Genomic DNA, 13368 nt, shown 5'->3' with positions numbered 1-13368 from the left:
CCATATTTATCGTTTATTTCCCGCTTCCGGCGACCGTTTCGCCGTCTCGGGTTAACCACCAGGCACCCAGAATGGGAATCGTTGTTGCCAACATCACTAACAAAGCCACCACGTTGGTCACCGGTACGTCGCGCGGCCGTCCGAGCTGATTCAACAGCCAGAGCGGCAGCGTGCGTTCGTGTCCGGCGGTAAACGTGGTAACGATAATTTCATCAAAGGAGAGCGCGAAGGCCAGCATGCCCCCGGCCAGCAGCGCCGAGCCGAGATTCGGTAGCACCACATAGCGGAAGGTTTGCCAGCCGTTAGCGCCTAAATCCATCGACGCTTCGACCAGGCTCCACGACGTGCGCCGGAAACGGGCGATCACGTTGTTAAACACCACCACCACGCAGAAGGTGGCATGCCCCACCACAATGGTCAGGAATCCCGGCTCAAGGCCAATTGCTTTAAACGCCGTCAGCAGCGCCAGCCCGGTGATGATGCCTGGTAAGGCAATGGGCAGAAGCAGCAGCAATGAGATGGCGTTTTTGCCGAAAAACGTGCTGCGCCACAGTGCCGCGGCGGCTAATGTCCCCAGCACCAGGGCAATCAGCGTCGCCAGCGCGGCGATTTTAAGTGACAACGTCACGGAATCGAGAATATCACCGCGCCCTGCCGCGACGCTAAACCAGTGCAGCGTCAGCCCCTGCGGTGGAAAACTGAACGCGGCGTCTTCGGTGTTGAAGGCATATATCGCAATGATAGCCAGCGGGAAGTGCAGGAAAACCACGCCGCCCCAGGTGGCGATTTTGAGAAACCACGGTGCGCGTTCAGAGTGCATCGAAGGCTCCCAGGCGCTTCACGAACGCCAGATAAAGGGCAATTAACACGATGGGCACCAGCGTAAATGCCGCCGCCATCGGCATATTGCCGATCGCCCCCTGTTGGGAATAGACCATGTTGCCGATGAAATACCCCGGCGGCCCGACGAGTTGCGGCACGATAAAATCACCGAGCGTCAGCGAAAAGGTAAAAATCGAGCCTGCCGCAATACCGGGGATCGCCAGCGGCAGCACCACATGACGAAACGTCTGGCTGGGTCTGGCGCCGAGATCGGACGAAGCCTGCAGCAATGACGGCGGCAGACGCTCCAGCGCCGCCTGTACCGGCAGGATCATGAACGGCAGCCAGATGTAAACGAAGACCAGAAAGCGCCCCAGCCCGGAAGTCGACAGCGTATTGCCACCGATGCCGGGCAGCGTGAGGATCAGATTCAGCAACCCTTCCAGTCCCATATGACTGAGAAACCATTGCGCGACGCCATCTTTCGCCAGCAGCAGCGTCCAGGCGTAGGCCTTAACGATGTAACTCGCCCACATCGGCAGCATGACGGCAATATAGAAGAAGGCTTTCATTTTGCCGCGGGCGTAGCGCGCCATATACCAGGCCATTGGAAACGCGAGGATTGCGCTGGCGATAGTCACACCGACCGCCATCGCCAGTGTGCGCAGGATGATGTCGTAATTCGCCGGGTTAAACAGCGCTTTCAGGTTAGCCAGCGTCAGATCCGGCGTGACTGACATGGTGAAATCGTCAAAGGTATAAAACCCCTGCCACAACAGCGTGAACAGCGAACCAAGATAGACGATGCCAAACCACATCAGCGGCCCGAGCAACAACAGGAACAACCCGAGCGCGGGTTTGCGCCAGAACAGACCTGACAGGCGACCGATGTGCGACGGTGACGGCGTTGGGGATAGACTCATCTCCATTTCACCTCCCTCCGTCAAGCGGCACCATGGCCTCTCGCGCCCAGGACGCCAGCACCGTTTGCCCCGGCACAGGTGCTGCGGGCAGTGCGCTACCGGTAAAATTCGCCTGGCTCACCAGCAGTTTTTCACCACCTGACAGCGCAATCTCAACACGCGTTGCTGCTCCCTGATACTGCACCGCCTGCACTACGCCGTTGACCTGCACTTCGCCGCCTTCATTGAGACGAATATGTTCTGGTCGCAACGACCAGACGCCCGCCATCCCGCACAGTTTTTCGCTCATCGCCGGATCAAACACGTTAGACGTGCCGACGAACCCGGCGACAAACGGCGTACGCGGGCGCAGGTACAGATCACGCGGTGAATCGACCTGTTCAATGCGACCATTGTTAAACACCGCCACACGATCGGACATCGACAGCGCTTCACCCTGATCGTGGGTGACGAAAATAAAAGTGATCCCCAGATCCTGTTGCAGCTTTTTCAGCTCAAGCTGCATCTGCTCGCGCAGTTTGAGATCCAGCGCCCCCAGCGGTTCATCAAGCAACAGCACGCGCGGTTGATTGACCAGCGCGCGGGCAATCGCCACCCGCTGGCGCTGACCGCCGGAAAGCTGTGACGGCTTTCGGGTATGAACAAATCCGAGCGCCACTTTTTCCAGCGCTTCCTGCGCACGCTGCAGCCGCGTTTTTTTGTCGATCCCTTTGACCATCAGCCCGTAAGCGACGTTGTCGAGGATCGACATATGCGGAAACAGCGCGTAGTCCTGAAAGACGGTGTTGACGTCGCGTTCCCAGGGCGGAAGCTCGCTGGCCGCTTTACCGAAAATACTGATGCTGCCGCCGGAAAGCTGCTCGAACCCGGCGATCAGCCGCAGACAAGTGGTTTTGCCGGAGCCGGACGGCCCCAGCATGGAGAAAAACTCACCATCTTTAATCGCGATACTGACGCCATCCATCGCGCGCACATCACCATACAGACGTGAGACGTCATGAAACTCTACTGCATACGTCATGTTTCACTCCCGCGCTCAGCGACCGCCCATAATGGCGATGTAATCCTGTGTCCAGCGGCTGTAGGAGACATATTTGCCGCCGTCCGCCACCGGCGTTTTCCAGAAGGCGATTTTGTCAAAGAAGGTGTAGCCGTTGGTTTCGCAGCCTTTATCGCCGAGCAATGTGCTGGCTTTGCAGCCTTCCGGCACCACCGGCAGCGAGCCAAACCAGGCGGAAACGTCCCCCTGCACTTTTGGCGTCAGCGACCAGTTCATCCATTTATAGGCACAGACCGGATGCTTCGCCTGCGCGTGCAGCATGGTGGTATCGGCCCAGCCGGTTACCCCTTCTTTCGGGAATACGGTGGCGATGGGCTGCCCTTCGCCTTTCAGTCCGTTGGCCTGATAAGGCCAGGCGCTGGACGCGACGACGCCTTCGTTTTTGAAATCACTCATCTGAACGGTGGTGTCATGCCAGTAACGGTGGATCAGACCATGCTGATCGCGCAGCACTTTCAGTACCGCCTGATACTGTTCTTCGGTGAGCTGGTAGGGATCTTTTATCCCGAGCTGCGGCTGCGTCGCTTTCACGAACAGCGCGGCATCCGCGATATAGATAGGGCCATCGTAAGCCTGCACGCGCCCCTGATTGGTTTTGCCATCGGGCAGATTTTGCTTAACAAACACCACGCTCCAGCTGTCCGGCGGCGTCGGGAACGTTTTGGTGTTGTACATCAACAGGTTCGGCCCCCATTGATAAGGCGTGCCGTACACTTTACCGCCGACGTTAAACCAGTCGCCTTTAACAATGCGCGGATCGAGGGTTTTCCAGGCCGGGATCAGACCGGTGTCGATGGGCTGCACGCGTTTACCCATGATCAGGCGCAGGGACGCATCGCCGGAGGCGGTGACCAGGTCGTATCCGCCTTTTGCCATCAGGCTGACCATTTCGTCAGAGGTCGCCGCGGTTTTCACATTGACCTGACAGCCGCTCTCTTTTTCAAAAGCCGTCACCCAGTCGTAGTTTTTATCCGTCTGCCCCCGTTCGATGTAGCCAGGCCAGGCGATAATATCTAACTGGCCTTCACCTTTGTCGAGCGATGTCGGGGGTTCGGCGGCTTGCGCGGCAATGACGGTCATTCCCAGCGCGCACAGGCTGCTGCGGGCAAATTTCTTGCTCATAGAATCTTACTCCTGTCACAATGAATTCTGGCGGCAGCCGTGCCGTAAAAATATCTCCCTTAATAACAGTAGACGGCGCAACGAGCACGCACCTGCCGCGCTGAGGAAATTTACTCAGGTTGTGACAGGCCGCGCATTACGCTGAAAAGTCAGACAAAAGTAATAATAGACCGCGAAACGGACAAACGGTTACCGTGCCGTTGAGAGTATTGATTTTTCATATGACCATTGCGGAGGAATATCACTGCAAATAATCATCGTTAATTAAATGCGCTATTTTTAAAACCAGAAAAAGATATTCAGTGAATAAGAACGGTGTTTAGTAAATAGTTCAGCAGCGGGATTTTCCCCTGTCGCCATTTACACGTTTTACGCCGCTACGTTGTATAATAAAATATATAACCAAGTGTTTTTTGCTGATTAATGACCCTTATGAGTTCATCGCAGGTCACAGTTCGGATTTTTATACTATTCCTAAGTTAAATGCTGGCACATCAAACCATTAATGCCAGCACAGGATGCTGTTTAGTCATCGCTTTTCCGCTGTATTCTAAAATGAGATCCTCTTCAGGAATGCATCATTCTCTGCCGCTATTCCCCTTACCTTTTGATGAATATCAAGGTTTAACGCTTATTGGTTACCTATCGTCTACTCACAATGAGGTAAACACATAACGAGATGTGGAATGCGAAAAATAAATAAAACTCTGGCGCTAACCTGTTTGCTTGGCGTTATTCTCGGTGCGCTGGCGATCCTTGCCGGGCAATGGACATTACATAAAACCTCCAGCACCGAATTCTGTTTGTCCTGCCATACCATGCAAGCCCCTTATGAAGAATACACGGGGTCAGTGCATTTCCAGAACCAGAAAGGGATCCGCGCGGAATGTGCTGACTGCCATATTCCACAGGGTGGTATGGATTATCTCGTCACCAAATTCCTCGCCTCGAAAGATATTTATCACCAGTTCATCACCAAAAAGATCGATACCCCGGAGAAATTTGAAGAGCATCGGCTGGAAATGGCGCAGACCGTCTGGGCGCAATTAAAAGCCAACGACTCGGCGACCTGCCGCAGTTGTCACAGCATGGATGCCATGGATCTCAGCGCGCAGAGTGCCGAAGCACAAAAAATGCACGCCATGGGGATTAAAGAAAAACAGACCTGTATCGACTGCCATAAAGGCGTCGCCCACTTCCCGCCGGAAATCAAGATGGACGACAGCGCTGTCAAGGCGCTGCAAACCCAGGCCGCAACCACCCCTGCCGATGCCAAAACGTTATATGTGGTCAGCAAAACGCCGCTTGGCGATCTCGGCACCGTTTACCCGGCAACGGAGCTGCATGTGCTGAAAACAGAAGAGAAAGCGCGGCAGGTGGAAATTCGCGGTAGCCAGATGCAGGGCAGCGAACAGGTTATTTATTACGCCGCGGGCCAACGCCTGATCCTCGCCAGTCTCAGTGAAAAAGGCCAGCAGTCGCTGAAGGTTCTTTCCGACTGGAAAAAAGATGATTACGGCAATGCCTGGCGCGACGTGACGTTACAGGGCGAATGGAGCGCATCGGCGCTCGCCAGCCGCGAGCCGATGTGGGATTACGCCCGCAAACTGGACGATGTTTACTGCGCGGGTTGTCATGCGCCGATCCCTACGCATCACTACACCCTCAATGCCTGGCCGTCGGTGGTGAAAGGCATGGGCGCGCGCACCAATATCAGTGAAAACGAACTGGATATTCTGAGCCGTTATTTCCAGTACAACGCGAAAGACATCAAAGAATAAACGAGAACACCAGGAGCAACTATGAGACTCACAAGACGCGACTTTATTAAAACGGCCGGAGCAGCAACAGGTACGCTGGCGATTACGTCCGCCATCCCGATGCCAGCCTGGGCGGAAGGCCCGGCAGGCGGCGCTATTCTGACCGCCGGACGTTGGGGTGCCATGTATGTCGAGGTCAAGGACGGAAAAATCGTTTCCTCTAAAGGCGCACTGCCAAAAACCGTTCCGAACTCATTACAGCAAACTGCGCCGGATCAGGTACATACCACTGCCCGTATCAAATACCCGATGGTACGTAAAAGCTACCTGGAAAACCCGGGCAAAGCGGACGGCAAACGCGGAAACGATCCGTTCGTTCGCGTGAGCTGGGATCAGGCGCTGAAACTCATTCACGAACAGCACAGCCGCATTCGCAGCAGCTATGGCCCCTCCTCCATTTTCGCCGGTTCCTACGGCTGGCGCTCCAGCGGCGTGCTGCATAAAGCACAGACCCTGTTGCAGCGCTATATGAGCATGGCGGGCGGTTATGCCGGGCACACTGGCGACTACTCTACCGGCGCTGCGCAGGTGATCCTCCCGTACGTGCTGGGGTCAGTTGAAGTGTACGAGCAGCCGACCACATGGCCGATGATCCTTGAGCACAGTCAGGTCGTGGTGCTGTGGGGCATGAACCCGCTCAACACGCTGAAAATTGCCTGGAGCAGCACCGACGAGCAAGGGCTGGAATACTTCCATCTGCTGAAAAAATCAGGCAAGAGTGTCATCGCCATTGACCCGATGCGTTCCGAAACCATCGATTTCTTTGGCGACAGCGCCACCTGGATCGCCCCGAATATGGGTACCGACGTGGCCATGATGCTCGGTATCGCCCATACGCTGGTGAAAAAAGGGCTGCACGATAAAGCTTTCCTCGACAAGTACACCACCGGTTATCCGCAGTTTGAAGAGTACCTGCTCGGCAAAACCGACAAAACGGAAAAAACCGCCGAGTGGGCAGCGGGCATCAGCGGCGTACCCGCCGAGCAAATTGAGAAACTGGCAGACATCTTCGCGGGCAACAAAACCATGCTGATGGCGGGCTGGGGCATTCAGCGCCAGCAATATGGCGAACAGCGTCACTGGATGCTGGTTACCCTGGCGGCGATGCTTGGCCAGATCGGGACGGAAGGCGGCGGTTTTGGCTTCACCTATCACTACTCCAACGGCGGCAACCCGACCCGCGTTGGCGGCGTGCTGCCAGCCATTTCCGCACAGATCGCAGGTGGTTCTTCCGCCGGTAACGACTGGGCGGTGTCCGACGCCGTCACCAGTATTCCGGTGGCGCGTATCGTCGAAGCGCTGGAAAACCCTGGCGGCAAATACCAGCACAACGGTAAAGAGCAGACCTTCCCGGATATCAAAATGATCTGGTGGGCAGGCGGCGGTAACTTCACCCATCATCAGGATACCAACCGCCTGATCAAAGCCTGGCAGAAACCGGAACTGGTGGTGATTTCTGAAAGCTACTGGACGGCGGCGGCGAAACACGCGGACATCGTTCTGCCGATCACCACCTCGTTCGAGCGTAACGACCTGACCATGACCGGTGACTACAGTAACCAGCATCTGGTGCCGATGAAACAGGCCGTGCCGCCGCAGTTTGAATCCCGTAATGACTTCGATGTGTTTGCTGATCTGGCCGAAATGCTTAAAGCTGGCGGTAAAGCGGTCTACACCGAAGGCAAAGATGAGATGGGCTGGCTGAAGCAGTTCTATGATGAGGCGCAAAAAGCCGGTCGTGCGCAGCGTGTGGCGATGCCGCAGTTCAACGCTTTCTGGCAGCAGAACAAACTGATCGAAATGCGTAAGAACGAGAAAAACGAGAAGTACGTTCGCTACGCTGAGTTCCGCAGCGATCCGGTCATGAACGCCCTCGGGACACCAAGCGGCAAAATTGAAATCTACTCAAAAACCATCGAGGGATACAATTACAAAGACTGTCCGCCGCACGCCTCCTGGCTGGCGCCGGATGAGTGGAAAGGCACCGCGGATAAAGATCAGTTGCAGTTGCTGACCGCCCACCCGGCGCACCGTCTGCACAGCCAGCTGAACTATGCCGCGCTGCGTAAAGAGTATGCGGTAGCAAACCGTGAGCCGGTCACCATCCATCCGGAAGATGCGAAAGCCAGAGGCATCGCCGACGGCGATTTGGTCCGTGTCTGGAACGCCCGTGGACAGGTACTGGTGGGTGCCCGCGTCAGCGATGGCATCAAGCAAGGCGTGATCTGTATCCACGAAGGTGCCTGGCCGGACATTGAAAACGGGATCTGTAAAAACGGTGGCGCTAACGTGTTGACCGCGGATATTCCGACGTCACGTCTGGCGAACGGCTGCGCGGGTAACACCTCGCTGGTGTACGCTGAGAAATACAAAGGCGAAGCACCGAAGCTGACCGCGTTTGAAGAACCGCCCATCGTGACGGCATAATCACAACCCTATAGCGCCTGCCTTTGCAGGCGCTATTTTTTGAGAAGCTCGCGAATCAACACCCCCAGCGTTTTCACCGCATTTTCCTCTCGTTCGCCCCATCCCCAGGCCGTATTAAAACGGAAAAACGATGCCCAGCTGTTGGTGGTGGAAAACATTTTCCCCGGCGCAATGCTGATATGCTGCGCCAGCGCTTTCGCGCTCAGTTCGCCCGCGTCTATCCCGGCAGGCAATTCCAGCCAGAGAAAATAACCGCTGTCGTTATGATGGATTTTCACTTCGGCGGGCAAATGCCGCAGTAACGACTGCCAGGCCTGCTGTTTTCGCTCGGCAAGCTGTCGGCGTAAACGGCGCAGATGGGCGTCATAGCGTTTGGTGGCTAAGTAATCCACCAGCGCCAGTTGCATCGGCGAGCTGGTCGAGAGCGTACTCATCAGTTGCAGGTGTTGAATGCGGCGCGCATGTTTTCCGGCAGCAACCCAGCCAATGCGAAACCCCGGCACCAGACATTTCGAAAACGAGCTACAGTGCAGCGTCATATCGTCGTGATCCCAGGCTTTGGCTGGCAACGGCTTTTCCCGCCCGAAGTACAGTTCGCTGTAGACATCGTCTTCAATCAGCATCACGTTATGCGCCGTCAGCAACGCAATCAGTTGCGCTTTTTTATCCGCTGAGAGCGTGAAGCCGAGCGGATTCTGGCTGTTGGTCATCAGCCAGCAGGCTTTCACCGGGTAATCGCGCAGCGCCTGCGCCAGCGCGTTCATGTCGATCCCCTCTTTCACATCGGACGCCACCGACAACGCCTTCAGCTTCAGACGTTCCAGCGCCTGTAACGCGCCATAGAAACACGGGTTCTCGACGATCACCCAGTCACCTGGTTCGGTCACTGCCTGCAGGCTGAGGTTGAGCGCTTCCAGCGCCCCGGCGGTGATCACAATCTCATCCGGCGAGATGTTCATCCCCTGCAACGCATAACGGCGGGCGATAGCATGGCGCAGTTCGGCATTGCCCGGCGGCAGGTTTTCAATCACGCTCATCGCCGTCGCCGTTTTGCTCACCTGCGCCAGCGAGCGGTTAAGCTGCTGTAAGGGAAAAAGACGCGGATCAGGAAACGCCGAGGCGAACGGCAGCACAGAGGCATCGCGGCTCGCCTGCAGCACTTCAAAAATATAGGTATTGATGTCGACGGATTCATCACGCATCACCTGCTCCGGTGGCGCGGCAGGCGGCTGACGCACCGGGCGCGGCGCGACGTAATAACCCGACTGCGGCCGGGCGATAATCCGCCCCTGGCTTTCCAGTAGCTGATAAGCATGCCCGACGGTCATAAAACTCATCCCGCTACTCACCACCTGCTCACGCAGCGACGGCAAACGGTCACCGGGTTCCCACACGCCAAGCTCAATCTGTTCGATGATTTGCTGCGCGAGACGCTGGTATTTTTTCATGGCGGGTTCCTGCTGAAGATGTCTCACCATCATATAACAGAAAGACGATTTTAGCAGTTTTGGTAAACTGTTATTGCCAGAAGCGGAGAATCAGCGTGCCGCCCGACGATGATCCTGGTCGGGCGAATGGCATTATCAGGCAGCGAGAATATGCTGAATGCCCAGAAAAAGCGGAATGGTACCGGAAGTGCCGGGCTGCTCTGAAAGCGGAGCAAAACCCAGCCGGGCATAAAAATTGATGGCGTCAGGCGCGGCGTCGAGATAAACCCCTTTCAGTGGCAGCGACTGATGAATCAGTTTAATCTGGCGGAAAAAATCGCTCAGGAGATCCAGACCGAAGCCCCGCCGCTGCACTTTCTGCGCCACGCCCAGCATGACCAGACGCACGACGCCAACGTCACCCGGCAGTGAGCCGGATAACGCTGCCGCCAGCCTGTCTCGATCCAGCGAATACGCAGTAAAAGTACAACACCCCAACAGCTCGCCAGATTGCCCGTCAATGAGCGCTCTGGCAGCGCAGTTGCCCTCTTTCACATTCTTTTTTAGCGAATTACGTACAAAATGGTTGATGGTGACATTGCCGCAATCAAAATGCTTTTGCCCCGGATACGTGATATCCGCCTGATACGCGCAAAGCAAAATATCACTCTCTTCCTGATTTTTTCCCATCGGTTTCCCTCCGCATTAATGCCTGAAGCGCCAGCGTCGGTGCCGCTGGTTCGGACAGCAACTGATTCAGCTGTTGCCAGCTTTCTGCTGACAGCTGGCGGCGCCGTTGATTGTCGAGCACGCTTTCGGCACGTTCCAGTGCCGCGCCAAGAATAAAAGCGCTGAGATCCAGTCCTGCTGCCGCTGCCGCCTCACGAAGCACGTCTTTGATGTCGGTGCTGGTTTTCAGTTCTACTCTGGCATTTTTCGCGCTGCGCGGTTCATCTGAGAATGTCGCAACTTTAGCCATAATGACCTCTCATTTTTCCTCCTTCAGAAAAACAGGTACGGCTGATAGCCGTATGCTGAAAATCTACGCCACTCCTTCATGGACGTCAATCAGTACGGCTTACAGCCGTATAAACCAGGAATTGTGCCCGATGGCAATACATAACAGTTGTGGAACTGTTATCAATTAATATCACTGTACTGTTTCTGCCATTGCGATGTGTCAGACCCTAAAATTGCGCTGAATCAATTTACTCTGCGGAGTTCTGCATGTTTGGTCTTGATGCGTTTCATCTGGCGAGGATCCAGTTTGCGTTTACGGTTTCCTTCCATATTATCTTTCCCGCCATCACCATCGGGCTTGCCAGCTATCTGGCGGTTCTCGAGGGGTTGTGGCTGAAAAGCAAAAATCCGGTATGGCGCTCGCTGTACCACTTCTGGTCGAAAATCTTTGCGGTTAACTTCGGTATGGGTGTGGTGTCAGGCCTGGTGATGGCTTACCAGTTCGGTACCAACTGGAGTGGGTTTTCGCAATTTGCGGGCAGCATTACCGGCCCGCTGCTGACCTATGAAGTGTTGACGGCGTTCTTCCTCGAAGCCGGTTTTCTCGGCGTGATGCTGTTCGGCTGGCACAAAGTCGGCCCCGGCCTGCACTTTTTTTCCACCTGCATGGTGGCGCTGGGCACCATTATTTCTACCTTCTGGATCCTCGCGTCTAACAGCTGGATGCAGACGCCGCAAGGGTTTGAGATAGTCAACGGTCAGGTGGTGCCGGTCGACTGGTTTGCGGTGGTATTTAACCCGTCGTTCCCGTACCGCCTGCTGCATATGTTTACAGCGGCGTTTCTGAGTAGCGCGTTGTTTGTTGCTGCGTCGGCGGCCTGGCATCTGCTGCGCGGTAATAATACGCCCGCCATCCGCGCGATGCTCTCCATGGCGCTGTGGATGACGCTGATTGTGGCGCCGTTGCAGGCATTGTTCGGTGATATGCACGGTCTGAATACGCTTGAGCATCAACCTGCGAAAATTGCCGCTATCGAAGGCCACTGGGAAAACCTGCCGGGCGAGCCGACGCCGCTGCTGCTGTTTGGCTGGCCGGATATGGCTCAGGAGCGTACCCGTTACGGGCTGGAGATCCCCGCCCTCGGCAGCCTGATCCTCACCCACAGCCTGGATAAACAGGTTCCGGCGCTCAAGGAATTCCCCAAAGAGGATCGCCCCAATTCCACCATCGTGTTCTGGTCATTCCGCCTCATGGCCGGGCTGGGCATGCTGATGATCCTGCTCGGTATTGCCGCGCTGTGGCTGCGCAAAAAACAGCGCCTCTACGTCTCACGCCCGTTCCTGCGCTTTGCGCTGTGGATGGGACCGTCGGGTCTGATTGCGATCCTCGCGGGCTGGGTCACCACTGAAGTGGGTCGTCAGCCGTGGGTGGTTTATGGCCTGCAACGCACTGCTGATGCGGTCTCTGCCCATGGCGACCTGCATATGAGCATCAGCCTGCTCGCGTTTTTTGTCGTCTACGGTGCCGTGTTTGGTGTCGGTTACAGCTACATGATCCGCCTGATCCGTAAAGGGCCGCAGGATGACGACCCGGACACCTCGGGTACCCCGGCGCGTCCGCTTTCTGCTGTCGTTGAATCTTTTCCCGCTGAGGAGCATCGCTGATGGGTATCGATCTCTCTGTTATCTGGTTTGTGATCATCGTTTTCGCCACCCTGATGTACATCGTGATGGACGGCTTTGATCTCGGTATCGGCGTGCTTTTTCCGTTGACGCGAGACCCGGCAGATCGCGATGTGATGGTCAACAGCGTGGCACCCGTATGGGACGGCAATGAAACCTGGCTGGTGCTCGGCGGCGCCGGGCTGTTTGGCGCCTTTCCGCTGGCCTACGCGGTGATTGTCGACGCGCTGACCATTCCGCTGACGCTGATGTTAATCGGCCTGATCTTTCGTGGCGTCGCCTTTGAGTTTCGTTTCAAAGCCACGCCGTCACACCGCCCGTTCTGGGATAAGGCGTTTATTGGCGGCTCCCTGCTCGCCACCTTCAGCCAGGGCGTGGTGGTCGGTGCGGTACTGAATGGTTTTCCGGTGACTGCTCGCGCTTATACCGGCGGCCCGCTGGACTGGCTGACGCCGTTTACCCTGTTCTGCGGCGTGGGTCTGGTGATTGCCTATGCCCTGCTCGGCGCCACCTGGCTGGTGATGAAAAGCGAAAATCCGCTGCAGGCGAAAATGCGCGACGCGGCGAAAAAGTTACTGCTGGCACTGCTGGCAGTGATCGCCATCATCAGTCTCTGGACGCCGCTGGCGCATAGCGCGATCGCCTCACGCTGGTTCAGTCTGCCAAATCTTTTCTTTCTCGCGCCTGTCCCGTTGCTGGTGATCGCCCTGAGCATCTGGCTGTGGCGTGTGCTGGCGAACCCGGCACAACACGCGTCGCCGTTTTTACTGACGCTGGGGCTGATTTTTCTCGGCTTTAGCGGGCTGGGCATCAGCATCTGGCCGCACCTGATCCCGCCGGACATCACGCTCTGGCAGGCCGCTGCGCCACTGCAAAGTCAGGGCTTTATGCTGGTCGGCGCGCTGCTGATCATCCCAATAATTCTGGTTTACACCTTCTGGAGTTACTACGTGTTTCGCGGAAAAGTACAGCATGGGGAGGGTTATCACTGATGCAGCAATCGTTACTGAAACGGCTGTTGTGGCTGGTCATTCTATGGGGCGCAGGCGTGCTGGCACTGACTGTCGCCGGGAGCGTTTTTCGTCTGTTGATGGCGGCGGCCGGGTTTAAATCCTGAAAACCAG

General features: G+C 56.2%; 12 protein-coding genes. 5 read left to right on the top strand and 7 right to left on the bottom strand.

Annotation, left to right across the window (positions count from 1 at the left end; translation table 11 throughout):
- Nucleotides 1-13: 13 nt before the first annotated feature.
- The 4 genes from AOY23_RS13280 to ydcS are packed head-to-tail and all read right to left on the bottom strand — an operon-like array spanning nucleotide 14 to nucleotide 3927.
- Nucleotides 14-820, bottom strand: coding sequence for an ABC transporter permease (locus AOY23_RS13280; protein ID WP_054180086.1), 807 nt, complete (start codon nucleotides 818-820; stop codon nucleotides 14-16).
- Nucleotides 810-1751 carry an ABC transporter permease gene (locus AOY23_RS13275; RefSeq protein ID WP_054180085.1) on the bottom strand — a complete coding sequence of 314 codons (942 nt, stop codon included), beginning with the start codon at nucleotides 1749-1751 and terminating at the stop codon, nucleotides 810-812. Before AOY23_RS13275 ends, AOY23_RS13280 begins: the two co-directional genes overlap by 11 nt.
- Nucleotide 1752: 1 nt before the next feature.
- Nucleotides 1753-2766: an ABC transporter ATP-binding protein gene (locus AOY23_RS13270; protein WP_054180084.1), complete on the bottom strand. Its 1014-nt coding sequence runs from the start codon at nucleotides 2764-2766 to the stop codon at nucleotides 1753-1755.
- 15 nt (nucleotides 2767-2781) lie between these two features.
- Nucleotides 2782-3927, bottom strand: a complete 1146-nt coding sequence (ydcS, locus tag AOY23_RS13265) for a putative ABC transporter substrate-binding protein YdcS (protein WP_054180083.1) — start codon at nucleotides 3925-3927, stop codon at nucleotides 2782-2784.
- A gap of 686 nt (nucleotides 3928-4613) precedes the next feature.
- Between ydcS and AOY23_RS13260 the strand changes: the two genes are divergently transcribed.
- Both AOY23_RS13260 and AOY23_RS13255 read left to right on the top strand, forming a co-directional pair.
- The gene (locus AOY23_RS13260; protein ID WP_054180082.1) at nucleotides 4614-5708 is read left to right on the top strand and encodes a NapC/NirT family cytochrome c; all 1095 of its coding nucleotides are present in this window, start codon (nucleotides 4614-4616) and stop codon (nucleotides 5706-5708) included.
- Nucleotides 5709-5729: 21 nt separating this feature from the next.
- Entirely contained in the window at nucleotides 5730-8174 is a 2445-nt protein-coding gene (locus AOY23_RS13255; protein ID WP_054180081.1) for a trimethylamine-N-oxide reductase 2, read from the top strand.
- A 32-nt stretch (nucleotides 8175-8206) separates the two neighbouring features.
- On the opposite strand, the gene AOY23_RS13250 is transcribed toward AOY23_RS13255, so the two are convergent.
- The 3 genes from AOY23_RS13250 to AOY23_RS13240 form a co-directional block, all read right to left on the bottom strand.
- Complete coding sequence (locus tag AOY23_RS13250) at nucleotides 8207-9622, bottom strand: aminotransferase-like domain-containing protein (RefSeq protein WP_054180080.1); 1416 nt, start codon at nucleotides 9620-9622, stop codon at nucleotides 8207-8209.
- A gap of 135 nt (nucleotides 9623-9757) precedes the next feature.
- Nucleotides 9758-10291 carry a GNAT family N-acetyltransferase gene (locus AOY23_RS13245; RefSeq protein WP_054180079.1) on the bottom strand — a complete coding sequence of 178 codons (534 nt, stop codon included), beginning with the start codon at nucleotides 10289-10291 and terminating at the stop codon, nucleotides 9758-9760.
- Nucleotides 10266-10580: a type II toxin-antitoxin system TacA family antitoxin gene (locus AOY23_RS13240; protein ID WP_054180078.1), complete on the bottom strand. Its 315-nt coding sequence runs from the start codon at nucleotides 10578-10580 to the stop codon at nucleotides 10266-10268. The genes AOY23_RS13245 and AOY23_RS13240 overlap by 26 nt, the downstream gene beginning before the upstream one ends.
- A 248-nt stretch (nucleotides 10581-10828) precedes the next feature.
- Here AOY23_RS13240 and AOY23_RS13235 point away from each other — a divergent pair, with 248 nt between their 5' ends.
- Genes AOY23_RS13235 through AOY23_RS21835 form a run of 3 tightly spaced genes read left to right on the top strand, consistent with a single transcriptional unit; the run spans nucleotide 10829 to nucleotide 13361 of the window.
- On the top strand, nucleotides 10829-12226 hold the full coding sequence (locus AOY23_RS13235; protein WP_054180077.1) for a cytochrome ubiquinol oxidase subunit I: 1398 nt from the start codon (nucleotides 10829-10831) through the stop codon (nucleotides 12224-12226).
- Complete coding sequence (gene cydB / locus AOY23_RS13230) at nucleotides 12226-13236, top strand: cytochrome d ubiquinol oxidase subunit II (protein ID WP_054180076.1); 1011 nt, start codon at nucleotides 12226-12228, stop codon at nucleotides 13234-13236. Before AOY23_RS13235 ends, cydB begins: the two co-directional genes overlap by 1 nt.
- On the top strand, nucleotides 13236-13361 hold the full coding sequence (locus AOY23_RS21835; protein WP_072171001.1) for a DUF2474 domain-containing protein: 126 nt from the start codon (nucleotides 13236-13238) through the stop codon (nucleotides 13359-13361). The genes cydB and AOY23_RS21835 overlap by 1 nt, the downstream gene beginning before the upstream one ends.
- Nucleotides 13362-13368: the final 7 nt, after the last annotated feature.

This window comes from Trabulsiella odontotermitis, assembly GCF_001297775.1.
Lineage (GTDB): Bacteria > Pseudomonadota > Gammaproteobacteria > Enterobacterales > Enterobacteriaceae > Trabulsiella > Trabulsiella odontotermitis.
Note: the sequence above shows the minus strand (reverse complement) of the source record. Positions and strands in the feature narration are given on the sequence as shown.

Coding starts and splice junctions, on each gene's coding strand:
- AOY23_RS13260 (WP_054180082.1), top strand. CDS start 4,614: ATGCGAAAAATAAATAAAACTCTGGCGCTAACCTGTTTGCTTGGCGTT.
- AOY23_RS13280 (WP_054180086.1), bottom strand. CDS start 820: ATGCACTCTGAACGCGCACCGTGGTTTCTCAAAATCGCCACCTGGGGC.
- AOY23_RS13240 (WP_054180078.1), bottom strand. CDS start 10,580: ATGGCTAAAGTTGCGACATTCTCAGATGAACCGCGCAGCGCGAAAAAT.
- ydcS (WP_054180083.1), bottom strand. CDS start 3,927: ATGAGCAAGAAATTTGCCCGCAGCAGCCTGTGCGCGCTGGGAATGACC.
- AOY23_RS21835 (WP_072171001.1), top strand. CDS start 13,236: ATGCAGCAATCGTTACTGAAACGGCTGTTGTGGCTGGTCATTCTATGG.
- cydB (WP_054180076.1), top strand. CDS start 12,226: ATGGGTATCGATCTCTCTGTTATCTGGTTTGTGATCATCGTTTTCGCC.
- AOY23_RS13270 (WP_054180084.1), bottom strand. CDS start 2,766: ATGACGTATGCAGTAGAGTTTCATGACGTCTCACGTCTGTATGGTGAT.
- AOY23_RS13275 (WP_054180085.1), bottom strand. CDS start 1,751: ATGGAGATGAGTCTATCCCCAACGCCGTCACCGTCGCACATCGGTCGC.
- AOY23_RS13235 (WP_054180077.1), top strand. CDS start 10,829: ATGTTTGGTCTTGATGCGTTTCATCTGGCGAGGATCCAGTTTGCGTTT.
- AOY23_RS13245 (WP_054180079.1), bottom strand. CDS start 10,291: ATGGGAAAAAATCAGGAAGAGAGTGATATTTTGCTTTGCGCGTATCAG.
- AOY23_RS13255 (WP_054180081.1), top strand. CDS start 5,730: ATGAGACTCACAAGACGCGACTTTATTAAAACGGCCGGAGCAGCAACA.
- AOY23_RS13250 (WP_054180080.1), bottom strand. CDS start 9,622: ATGAAAAAATACCAGCGTCTCGCGCAGCAAATCATCGAACAGATTGAG.